We start from the raw sequence: 19,493 nt of genomic DNA, 5'->3' as shown, positions 1-19,493 counted from the left end.
TTGTTTTAGGGATAATGCGCCCTAGTGTGTGGGGCGACAGAATTTCCCACGTTCGGTAATGCCGACAATCACAATGCCAATCAGCCCGAGCGAGAAGTAACCCACCAGAAGCGGGATTACGGTACCGTTAAACTGCTGACCGATAATGCCACCGGCAATCACACCAATCAGTGTGCTGTAAACGCCAATCATCGAGGATGCGGTACCGGCAATCGCGCCGACGGGTTCCATCGCCAGCGAGTTGAAATTCGGCATGGTCAGCGAGAAGCAGAACAGGATCGTGGTCAGGCCGATACCAAACAGCGGCAGGGGCGGCTGGCCATCAAACCAAATCGCAATCAGAACATTGATCAGGCTGCTGCCGGTCATGACGAACAATGCGATATGAGAAATCTTGTGCATGCCGATCTTGCGGACCAGGCGCGCATTGACGAAGGACGACACGCTCATGCAGGCGGCAATCATCCCGAAGACCAGCGGGAACCAGACGCCAAGGCCATAGACCTCGGTTTCAAAAATCTGCTGGGCCGAACCGATATAGGCCATCAGGCAGGCAAACATCATGCCCATGGCGGTTGCATAGCCAAGCGTTTGGCGGTTGGTCACCGTGGTTTTGATGTCCCGCCCGACCCGGCGCAGCGACAATCTGTGCCGGTATTCCGGATGCAGGGTTTCAGGCATGCGCAGCAGGTACCAGCAGACAATCGCAATCGCGAGGACAAGCGTACTGACAAAGATCATATGCCAGTTGGCCAGGGCGAGGATCAGGCTGCCTGATGCCGGGGCGAAGACGGGCAGGATAATGAACACCATCATGACAAACGACATGACGCGCGCCATCTCGCGACCTTCAAAACAGTCACGGGTGATTGCCATGGTCAGAACGCGCGGCGCAGCAGCCCCAAGGCCCTGCACAAAACGTGCGGCAAGAAGGTACTCGAAGCTGTCGGCAAAAATCGCCATAACAGTGCCAACGCAATAGATGCCAAGACCTGCAATCAGGGTGGGGCGACGGCCGAAGCTGTCAGCAAGCGGACCATAGACGATCTGCATCAGGCCAAACGCGATCATGAAAACATATATCAGCATTTGCATGCGGTTGCCGTCTTCGATGCCATAATCAACTGCAATCGGGCCAAAGGCCGGCAAAAGGTTGTCAATCGACAGCGCGACCAGACCGATGGTGATCGCCATCAAGCATATAAATTCAACAAGTCCTGGCAACGGCCGAGCCGCCTGCGTACCCGTTGGTCGAGGGTCATTCATTATTTTTGGTTCCGTTGAGAACAATTGGTGGCGTTTCTGGCCCCGCTTTCACGTAGCGCGAGCAGAATGGTGCAATTCGTGTGTTTTTGGCAATGACGGTTTTCTTAAACGGGATCGCGGCACTGGGGTTGCCCTGAACCCGGGTCACTTGTTGTTACACATCCACCCTGATCAATCAATGGGTGTCAGAAATGCGAAAATAACCGTGGTAGTGCTTGTCTTTACCCTTTATTCGCAGGAAAACGTGATCCTATGATCTTGATACGTTTCTTCTCGCCAACCCCGGTATTGCTGATATGGCTGAAAAGCTTCTGAAATCGAACATCTTTTTGAACCGTCTGCGCCGCATCGTCAAAAGCGAGCAACTGGTTCTGTCGATTTTGGCGTTGCTTGTCGGCGCGTTGGCCGGGGGCGGGACGATCCTGTTTCGCGACGGGTTGCTGTTCATTCAGTCGCTATTTTTCGGAACCGGGGAAGAAGCCCTTCACCGCCATCTCAGCGAAATACCGGTCTGGCAGCTTATTCTTGCGCCGACGGTTGGCGGGCTGATTGTCGGTATTTTCATCTACAAGTTTCTGCCTGAAAAGCGCCCGCACGGGGTTGCCGACGTCATTGATGCCGCGTCCTTCCACGACGCCCGCATGTCAACACGATGCGGGATCAAAAGTGCGATTGCCAGCGCTGTCTCGCTTGGCAGTGGGGCGTCCCTTGGCCGGGAAGGGCCGGTTGTTCATATGGGGGCATCTTTCGGGGCGTGGCTGGCGCGCATTCTTCATTTGCGTCGTTCAGCCTCAAGAACCTTGTTGGGCTGTGGCGTGGCATCCGCCGTTGCGGCATCGTTCAATGCGCCATTGGCCGGGGCGCTGTTTGCCCATGAAGTCGCACTTGGTCACTACGCCCTGACAGCCTTTGCGCCGATCGTGCTGGCATCGGTGACCGGAACGGTGATCACGCGGATCTATTATGGTGATGAAGTCGCCTTTTTGATTCCGGGGCATGATATTCAGTCTTTCTGGGAATTTCCGGCTTTTGCCCTTTTGGGGATTATTGCCGGGATCGCAGCGGTGCTGGTCGTGCGCGCCATTCCGATTGTCCAAAAAACGGCAAACCGCACCAATGCACCGCTTTGGGTAAGACCCGCGGTGGCCGGATTGATTGTCGGGCTGGTCGCACTACTCTTTCCGCAGATTGTCGGTGTCGGTTATGGGGCGATGAACGATGCGCTCAATGAAAGCTATAACCTGACCTTCCTGATCGGCTTGCTGCTTGCCAAGGGATTTGTGGTGTCGATCTGCATGGGCCTTGGTTTTGCCGGCGGCATGTTCAGTCCGGCCCTTTTCCTTGGCGCGATGCTGGGTGGGGCGTTTGGTATTATCGCGACCAACGTCTTCCCTGCCCTGTCATCGGGTTATTCGGCCTACACGCTTGTTGGCATGGGTGCCGTGGCGGCGGCTGTCCTTGGCGCGCCGATTTCAACCACGTTGATCATTTTCGAACTGACCGGTGACTATGCCCTGACGGCGGCGGTCATGGTGGCGTCTGTTCTGGCGACGGTGGTGATGGATCAATTCCAGGGCGGATCGTTCTTCCAGTGGCAATTGAAATGCCGTGGCGTTTCGACCCGCTGGGGCCGGGAAGTCAATTTGCTGCGTACGATCAAGGTCGCCGAGATCATGAAGCGGGAATACGAAACCGTCCCGCTTGGCGAGGGGCTGACGACAGTGCGCGAAAAACTGATCAATGCTCCATATTCGGAACTGTTTGTCATTGATGACCAGGGCAAGTTGCATGGCACGATCACGCTGACGGATTTGCGTCATGCCGCCTTTGATCCCAAGTTGGGAGATGAGGTAACGGCAGGCCAGGTCGCACGATCAAAACCGCCGGTGCTGTATCGCACTGATAGTATCGAAAAGGCCATCAAATTGATGGAACAAACCGGCGAGGAACATCTGCCGGTCCTTAACAGTGCCGAGGAACGCCATATCATCGGGTTCGTCCATGAAAAGGACGCGATGATGGCCTATAACAACGCGTTGCTTGAACTTCAAAGCGAAGAACGCGGCGATGCGCCGCCCAAGCTGTTCTGATCTTTTCAAACAAAAGAAAAGAGCAGCGCTGTGAGGCGCTGCTCTGTTCAAGGTTTTATGGCCGATATGATCAGGCGGCCAATGCGGGTTGCTGTCGTGCTGGCTGACCAGACATGACCTGGGCTGCGACCCGGCTATCAAGACCGGCAACGTCTTCGGGAAGATCAGTTGCAGCCTGCTCGACTGCGTCATCAATCTCCTGACGTTCCCTGCGTTTTTCAATCTCGGCCTTTTCGTTCTGTTTTTCGTCCTTTGTTGGCGGACTGAAACTGTCACGAAGGGCTGATTTGAACTCCTCCTCGGCATCCTGCTCAGCAAGTGCAGGGTCGTCATTTGCCGGATCGGAATTTGAGGAAACGACGTCATCGGCAGTCTTGATACCGTTTGCGCTGTCATTGGCTTTGACGGCATCCATGGCCGCAGCAAAGCTTGATGACCCGCTTCCGATATCCTGAAATTCAAGCATGACGGATTGAACCGCATCCGAAAGCTGGCTTTTCGACGAGCCCCCCTCAGATCCGATTGCACCGACGCTTGCTACAGGTGCAGCGCTACCTGCGCTAAAACCTTCGATACCTTCGTGTGCACCTGGCCGTTCCGCGGAACTGGCCCGGGTTGACATCGGCAACCCGTTGCCCAATCCAAAAATAGTACTCATTGCGAGATACCTTTCTTCTGGGATGCACAAAGCACGGCCAACACCCCCCGAATGTCTCTGGGCGCGTCAGGCATGCTTACCATCAGAAATCAAAGCAATTTTCAGACCACGGTTGCGGGACGCAAGGGTTCGCAAATTACATGCGAAGACGATTGAATAGCGCAATAAGGCCGCAGGCCGTTCTGACAGCCAGCCAGCCGCGATAGACGGCAGAAAATACCGATACCAAAGAAGGTTACAAGGCGCCGGACTTATCTATTAGGCTATGGCAAGACGGTCGAACTTTCCCAGAAGCAGGATGCGTGTCGATAAGATATGAAGCTCCACCTCATTGCCGGCGCCAGACCCAACTTCATGAAGATTGCACCACTGTGGCGCGCGTTGCGGAACCATCCGGTCATACGTCCTTCTTTTGTCCATACCGCCCAGCATCGCGATGATGCGATGTCCTCGGCGATTTGGCGGGAACTCGGATTGCCAGACCCGGGTCACGTCCTGAACTGGGCGGCGTCAGAAAACAGCGATCCCGTCGCCGACATGATGCGGGCCTATGAGGCGTTGTGCCATGCAAATCGACCTGACATGGTTCTGGTCGTTGGGGATGTGAATTCGTCCCGGGCGGCTGCGATGGTCGCGGCAGAAATGGCAATACCCCTTGTGCATCTCGAAGCGGGGCTACGGTGTTATGAACCCGACATGCCGGAAGAGCACAACCGCATCGCCATAGATCATAAAGCGGATCTTTTGCTGACGCCGTCAACGGATGCAGACGCAAACCTGATTGCCGAGGGGATAGAGGCAGACTGTATCAAGCTGGTTGGCAATATCATGGCCGACACACTGGCAATGATGCGACCGCAAATCGATCAGGCAGATGCTGCCAGTAAGGTTGGCGTGCAGAGGGGGCGTTATGTCCTTGTGACATTGCACCGGCAAGGCAATGTCGATGATCCCGTCAGGCTTGGTCAGATATGTCAGACATTGAAGGAACTCGCCGACAAAGCAGAAATCTGTTTTGTCCTTCACCCTAGAACACAAAAGCGCCTTGTAGCATTAAGTTCGATCGATGATCTGAGTGCCGCGGGAGTTCGGTTTCTGCCGCCGGTGGGCTATGTCGAGTTTGCAAGTTTGATGCAGGATGCCGGTGTCGTGGTCACGGACTCCGGCGGGGTGCAGGAAGAAACAACCTGCCTTGGTGTGCCCTGTCTAACACTGCGTAGATCGACAGAACGTCCGATCACCATCACCAAGGGAACCAACAGGCTGGTCGATATAGAAGAATTGCTGCCCTCCGTGATGTGTCGATTACGAGAGATGACACTTCCAAGAAGGGCCACTTCAATCCCGTTTTGGGATGGTAAGGCCACTGGCAGGATCATTAACGTGCTTGAAGAGTTTTCAGCCAGCTAGGTGTTAGCCAATTACCTGAGCCATCAACTTGTTACTGAAGGACTCATTGCGTGGATCAAGCGGGGTGGTTGCAGGTTGCTCAGTCTGTTGGGCGGAGACTTCTGTAAGCTCTGCTTCGTTGCTGACGTCAGGCAGGCTGCTTGCAGACGGGGTTGCATCTGCTGGTGCAGCGGCCATGATTTCCGAAAAGCTAACAACGCCGTCTTCGTTGGTATCAAGGGGGTCGTAGGTGCCGTCTTCGCCAGGAGATGCAGCGTAGCCCGTCAACGTTTCGTCAGAGCTGCTCTCAGTCTCTTCGGCAGTTATTGCGCCAGGAGGCGGAGTCATGGCAGCAAGATAATCTTCTTCGGAAATGCTATCTGAGTCTGAACCCGCCATAACGTTCCAAAGGTTTTCTGACATCTCTTCGGTCACGTCATCAGGGGCAGCAGACATGAATTCATCTTTGCTCAGTGTCCCATCACCATCTGCGTCCATGTCCGAAAACAGTTGCTGAGCATCAAAGCTGCTGTTGCCATCTGTCGTCGTACTCGTTTCCTGCAGTTCCATAAGCATCGACAGAATGGAATCTGACAGTTGGCCGGTAATGGCCTCACTTTTCGACGTCAAATCAGTCATGGCGTCCGAGCTGTTCTCGCCGCTGTTCTGAAGACTGAAAAGTGCAAGCGACCCAAATGCTTCTGCGCCCGACACGGTATCTGTGCCGGAAGTGGAACTCGCATTTTGACCGTTTTGACCAAGTAACTGGGCAATGTTGCCGCCCATGCCGTTGATACCGCTCATTTTCCCGCCTTGTTTGAGAATTGCTCTGATGCTTAAGCACACGTATAGGCCGGCAAAAACTGGCGCAAAAAATTCAACTCAAGTTGAAAAACAGCGCATTTAGCGACGATTTTGCACGAACAGGGAAAATTGCATGGCCGTTGCGGATGCAAGGCTGGCTCTTGATGCACAGCGTGATATATATGCCATCATGATGGATGATCCGTTCGAAATTGATGAATTCGCCGCCAGCCCCGAAATGCGTCTGGCCGACACACCGACCCCGGCATATCTCGACAACCTGAATGCCGAGCAGCGTGATGCTGTCGAAACCCTTGATGGACCGTTGCTGGTTCTGGCAGGGGCGGGGACCGGAAAAACGCGCGTCTTGACCACGCGTCTGGCGCATCTTCTGGAAACCAAGTCGCAATCTGAGCGCCTGCACCCGCAGCAGATCCTGGCTGTGACCTTTACCAACCGTGCGGCAAAGGAAATGCAGGAACGTGTGGCGCAGGCGCTTGGACGGCCGGTTGAAGGCTGGTGGCTGGGGACTTTCCACTCGTTATCGGCGCGCTTGTTGCGCCGACATGCCGATCTGATCGGGTTGCAGTCCAACTTTACCATTCTTGATAGCGATGATCAGGTCCGCCTGCTTAAGCAGATCATGGATGCCGAGCAGATTGATCCGAAAAAATGGCCGGCCAAGCAGCTGATGGGAATCATTCAGCGCTGGAAGGACAAGGGCCTGACGCCTGAGCGGGTCAATGAAAGTGTCGAGTTCGCCAATGGCGGGGCCAAACACCTTTACAAGATTTATCAGGATCGTCTCAGAGTCCTCAATGCTTGCGACTTTGGTGATCTGTTGCTGCATTGCCTGACACTTTTCCAGCAGCACCCGGAAGTTCTGAAGCAATATCAGAACACCTTCCGTTACATTCTGGTCGATGAGTATCAGGATACCAACGTGGCGCAGTATCTGTGGCTGCGGGCCATGGCGATGGTTCACCGCAATATCTGCTGCGTTGGCGATGATGATCAGGCGATCTATAGCTGGCGCGGGGCCGAGGTCGGTAACATCCTGCGGTTCGAGACAGATTTCCCCGGCGCCAAGGTCGTGCGTCTTGAACAGAATTATCGATCCACGCCACATATTCTTGCGGCCGCGTCCAAACTGATCACGTTCAATGATGGACGCTTGGGCAAGCAGCTTTGGACGGAAATCGATACCGGCGAAAAGGTCTTTGTCAAAGGTGTTTGGGATGGGGAAGCCGAGGCACGCCTGATCGGTGAAGATATTGAGGCCCTGCAAACCAAGGGTGTCGGCGCATCGCAGATTGCCATTCTGGTGCGTGCCGGGTTCCAGACCCGTGAATTTGAAGAACGCCTGATTACGCTTGGCATTCCGTATCGCGTTGTTGGCGGCCCACGCTTCTATGAGCGTCAGGAAATCCGGGATGCACTGGCTTATATCCGCCTTGTTGCACAACCCAATGACAGTCTGGCGTTTGAACGTATTGTCAATGTGCCCAAGCGCGGGGTGGGGAAGGCAACGCTTCAAACCCTGCATCAATATTCGCGCGATCAGGCGATATCGCTGCCCGATGCGGCGCGCGATCTGATCGATACCGAAGAACTCAAACCCAAGATGCGTCAAAGCATCGGTGGGCTTTTGGGGGATTTCAAACGCTGGCGTGAAATGCTTGGCAACAGCAGCCATGTCGAGGTCGTCGAGACCGTCCTTGATGAAAGCGGCTATACCGACATGTGGCGGGCCTCCAAGGAAATCGATGCGCCGGGTCGGCTTGAAAACCTCAAAGAACTGGTTTCCGCGATTGGCGAGTTTGAAAACCTCACCAGCTTCCTTGAGCATGTATCGTTGGTGATGGAAAACGCGCAGAACGATCACGAAGAAAAAGTCACGATCATGACCCTGCACGCCGCCAAGGGACTTGAGTTCGACTATGTCTTCCTGCCCGGCTGGGAAGAAGGCGTATTCCCTCATCAGCGCGCCATGGATGAAAGCGGGGTCAAGGGCCTCGAAGAAGAGCGTCGTCTGGCCTATGTCGGGATTACCCGTGCACGCAAACGCGCGACCATTTGCTATGCCGCCAATTGGCGCATCTATAACCAGTGGCAATCTGCCCTGCCATCGCGCTTTGTCGATGAGTTGCCTGATGAGCATATCGAACGCAGCAGCGATACCGGCCTGGGTGGGCATGGGGGCAATCATTCCCCGGGCGCTTGGGGGGCGGATGACTGGATGAAGATGCCAAGCTGGGCCAGCGACGGTGCATCGGATCGCAACAAGACATTGGGCGCAGGAGATCGCAAATTTGCGTCCAGCGGTTGGCAGGATCGCGTGCGCAAGAATGTGATTGATGTGAAGCCGGACGGGGAAACCAGCTACACCACCAATTCGAAATCGTCGAAATACAAGGTTGGCGATACGGTGCGTCATCGCAAGTTCGGATCGGGCACTGTGCGGTCCGTGGATGGCAACAAGCTTGAAATCCACTTCGAAAGTGTCGGCACGAAGAAAGTGGTCGACAGCTTTATCCTACCGGGGTAAGCCCCAGCCAACTTTTCGGATCACCGATTTAACCGGGCAGTGCAGTTTCGCCGCCCACACAAGCGAGAAGCGATATGACCGAACCCGTTCTTTGCTACAACTTCCAGTTCGAAGTTGATGGCGCCTATGCGCAAGTCTTTGCCGACGCGCTGTTTGATTACTGCGATGCGTTGTCGCATTTCGAACGTGATGGCGATCCGACAGCGCCCTGGCGGGTTGAAGGCTTTTCTGGCGAGATGTTTGACAAGGGTGCTGTGGAAACCGCGGTTTCAATCATGGCATCTGCTGTTGGCATTGAAACACCGTCGGTAACGTTCGGGACGTATGAGCCGAAAGACTGGGTTGGTGAAAACCTGCGCAGCTTCAAGCCGATCTCGGTTGGGCGGTTCTTTGTACATGGCTCGCATTGGGACGAGGAACTCCCGGTCGCCAAAACCGCGCTGCAGGTTGATGCCGGTCTGGCATTCGGATCTGGTGAACACCAAACCACCAAAGGGTGTCTCGCGGCCATTGACTGGCTGGCGAAACGTGGTCCGCGTTATAACGCGCTCGATATGGGCTGTGGGTCAGGCATCTTGGGTATGGCCTGTGCCAAAACCTGGCGCTGCCCGGTGATGATGGCTGATATTGATGCGGCATCGGTGCGCGTTGCCCGCGAAAATGCCAAAACCAACAAGGTTGCCGATCTTGTTACCGCCATTCATTCAAACGGTTTTCAGGATTCCCGTGTCAGTGACGCCGGGTATTACGACATCGTTTGCGCCAACATCCTTGCCCGCCCGCTGCGCGCCATGGCGCATGATCTGACCAACACGCTTTCGGAAGACGGCGTTGTGATCCTGTCGGGGCTTCTGGCGCATCAGGAACAGTTTGTTCTGTCGGCCTATCGTGAAGTCGGATTGTCTCTGATCAACCGCTTCAAGGTCGAGAACTGGACGACACTGGTCGTTGGCTAACCCATAGAATTCTAAAATCAAACGGTTTTGTCGGCTGCCCATCAGATCAGGTGGGCAGCCGTTTTTTGTTCTGCCTGTGGATCAATTTCCATTGAGGCTGACTTGCGCGCAAGGAGCCAATTCTTGCCCTTTGTAACTTCGATTCGCGATTTAATTGCGCAACAGCGATCAAAATCACGGTATCGGCGGAGCTCCCCGGCTGATCTGCAATCACTGGTTTGTGCCAGAATTTCCGCGAAACACTTGGTGAAAGCCCGTTGCTGCGCATGAAATCCGCTTTGTCATCTTCTGCGTATGTTGTAATATGCAATACCAAAGGATAGGTTTTATCTATTCACTGGTAGTGTCGCACGTCGCATAGGGAGAGGACCGATTGAGCGAGCTTGAGCACCGTATTCTCGTTGTTGATGACGAGCCCCCCATCCGCAAACTGCTTGCACGCATTCTCGAACGTGCCGGGTTTGACGTGGTCGTCGCATCGGATGGGCTGGAAGCGCTCGATAAAGTGCGCGCTGATGCATCACTGCGTCTGGTCGTTTCTGATTTGCGCATGCCAAATTGCGGTGGGCTGGAATTCGTCAAACGGGTGATCGAAGAATACAAACGTGACTTTGAGTTTATCCTTCTAACTGGAGACGGGGACAAGTCGGACGCGGTTACCGCACTGCGTCTTGGCGTGCGCGAGTTCCTTGATAAGCCGATTGAGCGTGCCGAACTCGAACGCGCCGCCCTGGATGCACAGGCGCGCTTGTTGGAACGCGACCAAGAAGGGGAACGGGTTCGCAAGCTTGAACTTGAAAATATCAGCCAGTCAAAAACCCTTGATGACATCACCCGCAAACTCGGCGGTGCCGAGCAGGAAATGATCGACCGGCTCAGCTTGATTTCGCAGTACCGGGATATTGAGACTGCCGAGCATTGCGTGCGTGTCGGCTTGTACTCGCAGCTATTAGCCGACATGGCCGGTTTGGATCAGAATGTTCAACGCACCATCCGGCTCGCGGGTATTCTTCATGACATCGGCAAGGTCGGGGTGCCGGATGAAGTGCTGCTCAAGAATGGCAAGCTGACCGACGAAGAATTCAAAACCATGCAGCGCCATACCGAAATCGGTTTCGCCATGCTGAGTTCTTCGGACAATCCCGTGATCGAACAGGCGGCCGTGATTGCGCGCTATCATCATGAACATTGGGAAGGATCTGGATATTGTGCCGGTCTGTCTGGCAACGATATCCCGATGATCGCCCGGATTGTCTCGCTGGCAGACGTCTATGATGCATTGCGCAGTTCACGTCGATATAAGCCGCCCTATGCCCATCTGGAAGCTGTCGAAATCATTACCAAAGGCGACGAGCGGACATCACCTGAAATGTTTGATCCCATGCTTCTGGGCCTTTTTGCCGATCATCATGGCCGCTTTGAAAGCATCTATAACAGTATGCCCGACCAGTTGGTCTGACAACGGAACCTGACAGCCCATGCCGCAAAGATTAAACGCCATTCTGGGTCAGACCAAAAACCGCATTGCCGATTTCATGCTTGTGGTCATGTCGATTGGTGGCCTGCCGGCATTGGTAGCGTCCATGTTGCGCGAGGCCAGCCAACGATCGCTTGCCGTCGAGCTGATCCATCTGGCCATTTTTGTTCCTGTTGTCATTTGTCTTGCTGCGCGCAAGCGCCTGTCCACCAAGGTCAAGTCGCGTGTCATCGCGATGGCAATGACGGCGATGTCGATGCTTTATCTCGTCAAGTTCTCGCCTGCCAGCGGCATGGCGATGCTGATCGTTGCGACAGTGATGGTTGCCTTGTTCTGGTCGTTATCGATAACCGTTCGATATGGAGTGTTTTGCTTTTTGGTGATCATCGGCGTTGGCGCGATGCGCGTCTTTGGGCTGGATGGCGGCCTGATCGGGGATAGCGGCAGTGTACCCCACACAATCCCTGTCTGGGGATCGGTGCTGTTTGGCTATACCTGGATGAGCGCATCCATTGTTGTTGGTGTCGTCTGGATGCGACAGGCGCTTTTGCAGATGAGTGTCGATCAGCTGCGATCCCAAAATGAGCTGATGTCGGGCAAAAGGTTCCTTGAGCAAATACGTGAAAGTGCAACCGAGGTCGCCAACCATTTCTCGTCACTTGATCGCATTGAAAATGCATCTTTCCGCCCGACTTTAAAGCGTTTTGCCACCCTGATGAATTGCGAACGCGCCAGTCTTTGGCTGCAAAAAGATGATGGTGACGTCGAGTGTGTCGGGTTGTTTGATGCCAACAATCCATCGGCCAAGCATGACGGGATGATTTTAAGGCGTTCAGACTTGCCGCGATATTTCGCAGCGCTTGAAACTGGACAGGTCGTTGATGCGGAAAACGCCGTGGACGACCCCCGCACGTCCGAGCTGACGGACTCCTACTTAATCCCGATGAACGTCAAGTCGATCCTTGATGTTTCGCTGATTTCTGCAGCCGGGCGTCTGGGCATACTGTGTTTTGAGGCGGTCGGTCGCAAAAGATCCTGGCGGCCTGATGAAATTGTCTTTGCGCACACTGCTGGCGGATTGTTAGCCGCGGCAGCAGGCATGAAAAGCGTGATGGAAGCCAATGATAAACTCAGCTTCTCGCGCCGTCGTTTTGAAGCGGTCGCCAATTACACCTATGGCTGGGAAAGCTGGATCGCGCCGGACGGGAAACTGATCTGGGTGAACCCGGGCATCGAACGTGTTCTGGGTTACACGGTTGATGAATGTATGGCGCTTGATGACTATCCACTGTCATTCGTCGCGGCCGAAGACCGTGATCGCGTGCGCCATTATATCAGCGAGGGGCTCGAAGGCCTTTCGGGCAGCGACCGCGAATTCACTGGTGTTCACAAGGATGGCCGCCGGATCGGTATTGATATGTCCTGGCAGCCGATTGCTGACAGTGACGGTGGCAATTTGGGCATTCGCATCAGTTGCCGAGATATAACTGAACGCATGCGCTACAGGCGCGATCTTGAAGTCGCCAAAAGCGAGCTCGAAGCCAATCAGCGCCGTCTTCGCGCACACTTTAACAATGCCAAAATCGGTGTGTTTTACTGGACGCCGGATCGCACCATTATCGAGGTCAACGAGACTGCCTGCCATTTGTTTGGTTATAGTGCCGATGAGATGGTGGGCAAGAAGCTTGAGCTTCTGGTGCCAGAAGAAGATCGCGGGCGTCTGCGGACCTTGATCAAGCGGATCATGGAAACGCAAAACAGCGTCAATAACCGGTTCGAGAATGTCAAAGCGGATGGAAGCCGTATCATCTGTGAATGGTATGAAAGCCCGATCTTTGATGCCAATGGTGAACTTGATTGTATCGCAAGCTTCGCACTCGATGTCACAGAGCGCGAGCGCCATCAGGGAACACTGGAATCGATTTATCGCGGTATTCGCTTTCAGGTCGGTGAAGGGTTCTTTGAAAACCTGACGCAGGTTCTGTGCGAAACCCTTGATATGACCTATTGCCACGTTGCGGAAATCGTCGGTGACCGCGTGAAATCCGTGGCGTATTACTCCCCGGAAACCGGGCGCGGCGGGCTTGACTTCGCCCTGGCAGGATCGGCCGGGGAACGGGTTCTCAAGGAAGGTGTCTTTGTCTGTAAGGACAGTTTCCAGAACATCATGCCTGATGTCAGTCGGGTGACCGACATTGATGTTGTCGGCTATGTCGGGGCAGCACTTTATGACAATGAAGGCAAGCCGAACGGCATTCTGGTAACCGTATCGGACAAGCCACTGGGTGATCCGGAACTGGCCCGGTCGATTGTCGAAGTATTTGCCTCACGGGCCTCCGCCGAACTTCAACGACTGCAATCCGAACGCAAACGTGAAAAGCTTGAACAACAGCTGCGCCATTCCCAGCGCATGGAAACCATGGGTGTGCTGGCAGGCGGCATCGCGCATGATTTCAACAACATCCTGCAACCCATCAGCGGCTATGCCGAGTTGCTTTATACCGATCTGCCCGAAGATTCCCCGCTGCGTGATGATGTGATGGAAATACGGCAGGGGGCAGACCGCGCGCGTGATCTTGTTCGTCAAATTCTTGCCTTCAGCCGTAATTCCGAAACCGAACGATCACCGATTGATGTCGGTTCCATGATCAAGGGGACTGTTAGGTTTGCGCGTGGGTCCCTGCCATCAAGTGTCTCGATCAAGGTGGAGCTGGGTGCGAAGTCCATGACCGTGATGGGGAATGCCACACAGCTCGATCAGTGTCTGATGAACCTGATTACCAATGCCTATCACGCGGTCGGCGATCAGGGGGATATCCGGGTGAAGGCATGCCCGTTTGAGGTCACCGAAGACAGTCTGGAAATGCACCCCTTGTTGTCGTCCGGGCGCTATATCCAGATCAGTGTGGTGGATAACGGGGTGGGCATGGAGCCCGAAACAGCCCAAAAGATCTTTGACCCCTTCTTTACCACCAAGGAGCCGGGCAAGGGCACGGGCCTTGGCCTGTCGACCGTGCACGGGATCATTGCCGGACATAAGGGCGAGGTTTCCGTCTATAGCCGTTTGGGGCAGGGCACCCGCTTTTCCATTCTGCTGCCCGAACATGACCGTGAAGCACCGGAAGAAACACGCAGTACAGAGGCTTTGACTGCGACTTCTGGTGGCAGGCTTGCTGTTGTCGATGACGAAGAAAAAAACCTTAAGCTGTGTGCACGCATGTTGGAGCGGATCGGCTATTCAGTCGTCACCTTCAACGAAGCGTCCAAGGCGCTTGAAGCGCTGAGCAAGCCGGATGCCCATTTCGACGGGCTTCTGACCGATCAGACAATGCCTGGCATGACCGGTTTGAAACTGGTCGAAAATCTGCGAGAGGCGGGCAATGACATTCCGGTCGTGGTCATGACAGGCTATGCGTCTGACGAGGTCACGGAGTCTTTCAAGGCGTTTGGGGTTTCGCGTATTCTGGCCAAACCGCTTGATATCATGGAGCTGCATGACGGTTTGGCCGACGTGGTTGGCGAAGCCAAGGACGCAGAAAGCTTAACCACGTCTGCCACCAACCAGTCGGATGCCGACCTCGGGGAAGTAAAATAGGTGGGGTGGTTGGTCTTTTAACGGCCACCGGACACGTCGATGATGCTGCCCGTCACATAGGACGCATCCGATGAGATCAGCCAAAAGATGCTTTGGGCAACTTCGTAGGGATCACCAGCGCGCCCCAGTGGGCAGGATGGCCCGAGTTCGGCAATCCGTTCCGGGCGCCCGCCACTTGCGTGGATGTCGGTTTCAATAATCCCTGGCCGTACGGCATTGACGCGAATACCCATCGGGCCAAGTTCCTTGGCAAGGCCGATGGTCAGGGTATCAACCGCGCCTTTGGACCCAGCGTAATCAACATACTCGCCCGGCGATCCAAGTTTTGCTGCCACGGAGGATACATTCACAATGGCCGTGCCGGAATGAAGGCTGCGTGCTGCTTCGCGGGCGACCAGATAGGCCCCCAGAATGTTGGTATCAAACACGGACTTCATGCGCTCGATATCCATGTCCGCAAGCGTACTTTGCGGGGCGACGATGCCCGCGTTATTTACCACACCGTCGATTGAGCCGAACCTGTCGCGAGCAGCGTCAAACAGGGCGATAACATCTTCTTCGAGACGGACATCGCATTTGCGTGCAATCACGTTGCCAGTGACACCGGCGCGTTCGCAGAGTGCCGACGTTTCATCTGCACTGTCATGATTGCCAACAAAGCTGAACGCAACGTTCCAGCCCTTGGATGCAAACAAGACGGCTGTGGCGCGCCCGATGCCGCGCGATCCACCGGTAATCAGAACTGTCCGGGCCATTTTTGCTCCCACTTCGCATCATGTTTTGGTGTTTTGGCCACTATGACGCGTCAGATTGGAATTGGTCAAAAAGAAACGGCCCTGCTGTGGAGAAGCAGGGCCGTTTCAGAGGGAAAAAGACAAAAATGCCGCAAGGATCATGAACCGTGATCCTGCGCGTCGTCATTTGATGTCAGACCAACCCGGGCGGGACTGATCCGTTATTCCGTGCTTTGGGCATCGTACTGATCATATGGAATACGATCCGCGATGTCGTCTGCCTGATGGGCAGGGCCAATATCAAGACCGAGCGCAGCTTTTTGACCCAGGGTCAAGCGCTCAAGGCCGTCATAGGCCGTCTGGCGACGACGAGATTGTATGACGCTTAAGGCAGTAATAGGAAAACGGATCACCGTTCATGGTCTCCAGCAAATTGACGTCCCGACGGGCCATCTTTTTGTCATGGGATTGTCATACGTTAACCTTTGACTAATGTGCATTGCGAAGGTTGCAAGGCATTCATACGCCGGATGCATGCACCGGTATTTCCCGCGTCCAAAATGGCGTAGCATACCGATGTGGCGTTTGGTGCTTGCGCCACGTCGGTACAAACCCTTACATAAGTCGTACCACCCGCCCGATGCCCCACAGGATGAAAGAGGATCTTCATGGCCATTTCCGGTGATGCTCAACTTGCCAAGCTGCTAGAAGCCGCCAATGTCGACAAGGATGTTAGCGCTGTCATTGATCTGATTGACGGTGTTCTGGCCGCCGCCGAAGGCAGCACGCGAGAAGACTGGATCGATCTGATCTGTCCATCCCCGGATGACGCATTGCGGGCCGAGTTGCTGGCCTTGCGCGACGAACGCAAAAGCCGCTTTAAAATGGCCAAGGATGATTTTGACGCCGCACACCGTGTTGATGCCCTGCGCACTTATCTTGCCGCCAAGGGCGTTGATGGCTTTGTTGTGCCGCGTGCCGATGAACATCAGGGCGAAAATGTCCCGGCCCGGGCCGAACGTCTGGCATGGTTGACCGGCTTTACCGGGTCTGCCGGGGCAGCGGTTGTTCTGCGTGACAAGGCTGCGGTTTTTGTTGATGGCCGCTATACCATTCAGGTCCGCCAGCAGGTTGACCGTGACCTGTTTGAATACCGCCATCTGGTCGAAGAACCGGTGGTGGGGTGGCTGCACGACAATCTGAAATCCGGGCAGAAACTGGCCTATGATCCGTGGCTGCATACCGTGCAGCAGGCAAACCATCTGCGTTCTGCATGCGATGCCGCCGGGGCGGAGCTGGTTGCGATTGATACCAACCCGATTGATGCGATCTGGCATGCCCAGCCACATCTGCCACTTGGTCCGGTGCGCCCGCATCCGATGGAATATGCCGGCAAGTCCTGCTTTGAAAAGCGCACCCAGATCGCTGAAATCCTGTCACGCATTTCGTGCGATAGCGCCATTTTGTCTGCGCCTGACAGCATTGCCTGGCTTTTGAATATCCGTGGTGCCGATGTGCCGCAAACGCCGCTGGCCCTTGGCTATGCGATCATTAATGGTGATGCCTCGGTCGATCTGTTCATGGATGAGCGTAAGATTGCCGCAGAAACCGTCGCCTGGCTGTCGGGCGAGGCAACTTTGCGCGCGCCGGGTGAACTTGCCGGTGCCCTGCAGGCGATGGGCAATCAGTCCGTGCGTCTGGATGAAGCCACAGCCGCCGACTGGCTGCGCATGCAGCTTTCCGAAGCCGGCGCAACCGTGCGTGTCGGGCGTGATCCGGTTGCCATTCCCAAGGCGTGCAAGAATGACGTCGAACTCGAAGGATCGCGCAAGGCCCACAAACGCGACGGCGAAAAGATCATCCGGTATTTCAAATGGCTTGATGAAGCCGCAAGCGGTGGTGACATCGATGAACGTGCGGCAGCCGACATGTTGCTGTCGATGCGGGCCGAGGATCCGCTTTTCCGCGATTCAAGCTTTGAAACCATTCCGGGCAGTGGTCCGAACGGGGCGCTTTGCCATTACCGCAATACCCCGGAAACCAACCGCAAACTCACGCCGGGCGAGATTTTCCTGATTGATTCCGGTGCGCAATACCTTGATGGCACCACCGATATCACCCGAACGACCGTGATTGGCGAACCGACACAGGAGCATCGTGATCGCTTTACCCGGGTGCTCAAGGGCCATATTGCCCTTGCCCGCGCCGTGTTCCCGGTGGGCACCACCGGCCAGCAGCTTGATACGCTCGCACGCATGCCGCTTTGGGAAGCCGGGCTTGATTTTGACCATGGCACAGGGCATGGCGTTGGCAGTTACCTTGGTGTGCATGAAGGCCCACAACGCATTTCCAAGGCGCCAAACAAGGTGGCGCTGAAGCTTGGCATGATCGTTTCCAACGAACCAGGTTTTTATAAGGAAGGCGAATACGGCATCCGGATTGAAAACCTGATTGCGGTGACCGAAATCGATGCGCCGATTGGTGCAGATCGCAAGATGCTTGGCTTTGAGACCCTGACCTTCTCGCCGATTGATCGCAAGCTGATCGATCCGGAACTGATGACCAAGGACGAGTTGCAGTGGTTTAACGATTACCATGCACAGGTCTATGCGATGTATGCCGATGATCTTGATGAGGATCATCGTGAATGGCTGCAAAAGGCAACGGCGCCGATCAAAAAGAAACAGGACTGACCCAGGCAATGGGCGAGATGCACTCAGCAAGGCCGCGTCGGTTTCAGGCGCGGCTTTTTGCATCCTCGCACTGACAAACCAGATCTAATGTCGCTATAAGACGGTATTGGATCGATTCAAGGAAAGCGGCAAACCGCTTCTGAAAGTTGGAGGAACATATGGCTGAAGTCGAAGCCCAGTGGATGGCAAATCCCGATCGCTATCAGGATGAAAACTGGAACCGTTGTGGGCGCAGTGGATTGCTTCTGCCGAAAATCACACTTGGTCTGTGGCAGAATTTCGGTGGCGTGGATGTTTATGAAACCCAGCGGGCCATGATCCGCCGTGCCTTTGACCGTGGTGTGTTTCATTTTGACCTTGCCAACAACTATGGCCCGCCGCCGGGCTCGGCCGAAGAAAACTTTGGTAAGGTTCTGTCGCAGGATCTGAAATCCCATCGTGACGAGTTGGTCATTTCGACCAAGGCGGGGTATCGCATGTGGCCAGGACCGTTCGGCGAATGGGGATCGCGCAAATATCTGATTTCAAGCCTTGATCAAAGCTTGAAACGGATGGGCCTGGATTATGTCGATATCTTTTATTCGCACCGGGTTGATCCCAACACCCCGCTTGCCGAAACCATGGGCGCACTTGATCAAATCGTGCGGTCGGGCAAGGCGCTTTATGTCGGGATTTCGTCCTATTCCCCGGAAATGACCCGCGAAGCGCATGCGATCCTTAAAGACATGGGAACGCCATGTGTTATCCATCAGCCGTCCTATTCCATGGTCAATCGCTGGGTCGAGGATGGTTTGCTTGATACCCTGTCCGAGCTTGGCATGGGCTGTATTGCCTTCTCGCCGTTGGCACAGGGACTTCTGACCAACAAGTATCTGAATGGTGTGCCCGAAGATTCCCGTGCCGCACTCGAAGGATCGTTCCAGCCGGGTATGTTGTCAGACGAAAACCTTGATCGTGTTCGCGCGCTGAATGAAATCGCCAAACGCCGTGGGCAGACTTTGGCGCAGATGGCGATTGCCTGGGTGCTGCGTCGCCCCGAGGTAACATCTGCCCTGATTGGCGCGCGCCACGTTCAGCAGCTCGATAACAGCCTTGATGCGCTTAACAATCTTGAATTCAGCGCAGAAGAACTGGCCGAGATCGATAAATATGCCGGTGATGGCGGTGTGAACCTTTGGCAGAAGTCCTCGGACAGTCAGGCACCCGTCTGATACCCGTCCCAAATATCATGATGAAAACCCCGACCAGAGCAGCCCCCGGTCGGGGTTTTTGTTTGGGGTGGG

At 55.0% G+C, this 19,493-nt stretch carries 13 protein-coding genes; 8 read left to right on the top strand and 5 right to left on the bottom strand.

The genetic code is table 11. The annotated features are described in order from the left end of the window. Nucleotides 1–21: 21 nt before the first annotated feature. Nucleotides 22–1,194, bottom strand: coding sequence for a multidrug effflux MFS transporter (locus ACXAF0_RS19085; protein ID WP_475347412.1), 1,173 nt, complete (start codon nt 1,192–1,194; stop codon nt 22–24). A gap of 368 nt (nt 1,195–1,562) precedes the next feature. Between ACXAF0_RS19085 and ACXAF0_RS19080 the strand changes: the two genes are divergently transcribed. Then, nucleotides 1,563–3,356, top strand: a complete 1,794-nt coding sequence (locus ACXAF0_RS19080) for a chloride channel protein (RefSeq protein ID WP_475347411.1) — start codon at nt 1,563–1,565, stop codon at nt 3,354–3,356. A 70-nt stretch (nt 3,357–3,426) separates the two neighbouring features. Here the strand turns inward: ACXAF0_RS19080 and ACXAF0_RS19075 are convergent, their stop codons facing one another. Next, nucleotides 3,427–4,014 carry a hypothetical protein gene (locus ACXAF0_RS19075; protein ID WP_475347410.1) on the bottom strand — a complete coding sequence of 196 codons (588 nt, stop codon included), beginning with the start codon at nt 4,012–4,014 and terminating at the stop codon, nt 3,427–3,429. A gap of 315 nt (nt 4,015–4,329) precedes the next feature. On the opposite strand from ACXAF0_RS19075, the gene wecB reads away from it, so the two are divergent. Then, nucleotides 4,330–5,424, top strand: coding sequence for a non-hydrolyzing UDP-N-acetylglucosamine 2-epimerase (gene wecB / locus ACXAF0_RS19070; protein WP_475347409.1), 1,095 nt, complete (start codon nt 4,330–4,332; stop codon nt 5,422–5,424). Between the two features lie 3 nt (nt 5,425–5,427). Here wecB and ACXAF0_RS19065 read toward each other — a convergent pair whose 3' ends face one another. Further along, the gene (locus ACXAF0_RS19065) at nt 5,428–6,207 is read right to left on the bottom strand and encodes an EF-hand domain-containing protein (RefSeq protein ID WP_475347408.1); all 780 of its coding nucleotides are present in this window, start codon (nt 6,205–6,207) and stop codon (nt 5,428–5,430) included. A 193-nt stretch (nt 6,208–6,400) separates the two neighbouring features. Between ACXAF0_RS19065 and ACXAF0_RS19060 the strand changes: the two genes are divergently transcribed. The 4 genes from ACXAF0_RS19060 to ACXAF0_RS19045 all read left to right on the top strand — a co-directional run bounded on the left by ACXAF0_RS19060 (nt 6,401) and on the right by ACXAF0_RS19045 (nt 14,783). After that, entirely contained in the window at nt 6,401–8,755 is a 2,355-nt protein-coding gene (locus ACXAF0_RS19060) for a UvrD-helicase domain-containing protein (protein ID WP_475347414.1), read from the top strand. Between the two features lie 74 nt (nt 8,756–8,829). Further along, the gene (locus tag ACXAF0_RS19055; protein WP_475347407.1) at nt 8,830–9,711 is read left to right on the top strand and encodes a 50S ribosomal protein L11 methyltransferase; all 882 of its coding nucleotides are present in this window, start codon (nt 8,830–8,832) and stop codon (nt 9,709–9,711) included. Nucleotides 9,712–10,084: 373 nt separating this feature from the next. Then, nucleotides 10,085–11,170, top strand: coding sequence for an HD domain-containing phosphohydrolase (locus ACXAF0_RS19050; RefSeq protein WP_475347406.1), 1,086 nt, complete (start codon nt 10,085–10,087; stop codon nt 11,168–11,170). Nucleotides 11,171–11,189: 19 nt separating this feature from the next. Beyond that, entirely contained in the window at nt 11,190–14,783 is a 3,594-nt protein-coding gene (locus ACXAF0_RS19045) for a PAS domain S-box protein (protein WP_475347405.1), read from the top strand. Between the two features lie 17 nt (nt 14,784–14,800). On the opposite strand, the gene ACXAF0_RS19040 is transcribed toward ACXAF0_RS19045, so the two are convergent. Beyond that, complete coding sequence (locus ACXAF0_RS19040; protein ID WP_475347404.1) at nt 14,801–15,538, bottom strand: SDR family oxidoreductase; 738 nt, start codon at nt 15,536–15,538, stop codon at nt 14,801–14,803. Between the two features lie 200 nt (nt 15,539–15,738). After that, nucleotides 15,739–15,930: a hypothetical protein gene (locus ACXAF0_RS19035; RefSeq protein WP_475347403.1), complete on the bottom strand. Its 192-nt coding sequence runs from the start codon at nt 15,928–15,930 to the stop codon at nt 15,739–15,741. Between the two features lie 255 nt (nt 15,931–16,185). Here ACXAF0_RS19035 and ACXAF0_RS19030 point away from each other — a divergent pair, with 255 nt between their 5' ends. Further along, nucleotides 16,186–18,210, top strand: coding sequence for an aminopeptidase P family protein (locus ACXAF0_RS19030; protein WP_475347402.1), 2,025 nt, complete (start codon nt 16,186–16,188; stop codon nt 18,208–18,210). 158 nt (nt 18,211–18,368) lie between these two features. Then, nucleotides 18,369–19,421, top strand: a complete 1,053-nt coding sequence (gene mgrA / locus ACXAF0_RS19025) for an L-glyceraldehyde 3-phosphate reductase (RefSeq protein WP_475347401.1) — start codon at nt 18,369–18,371, stop codon at nt 19,419–19,421. Nucleotides 19,422–19,493: the final 72 nt, after the last annotated feature.

The organism is Thalassospira sp. ABD4_177, from assembly GCF_056160125.1.
The sequence above is the reverse complement of the archived record's forward strand: the minus strand, read 5'-3'. Positions and strand labels throughout refer to the sequence as shown.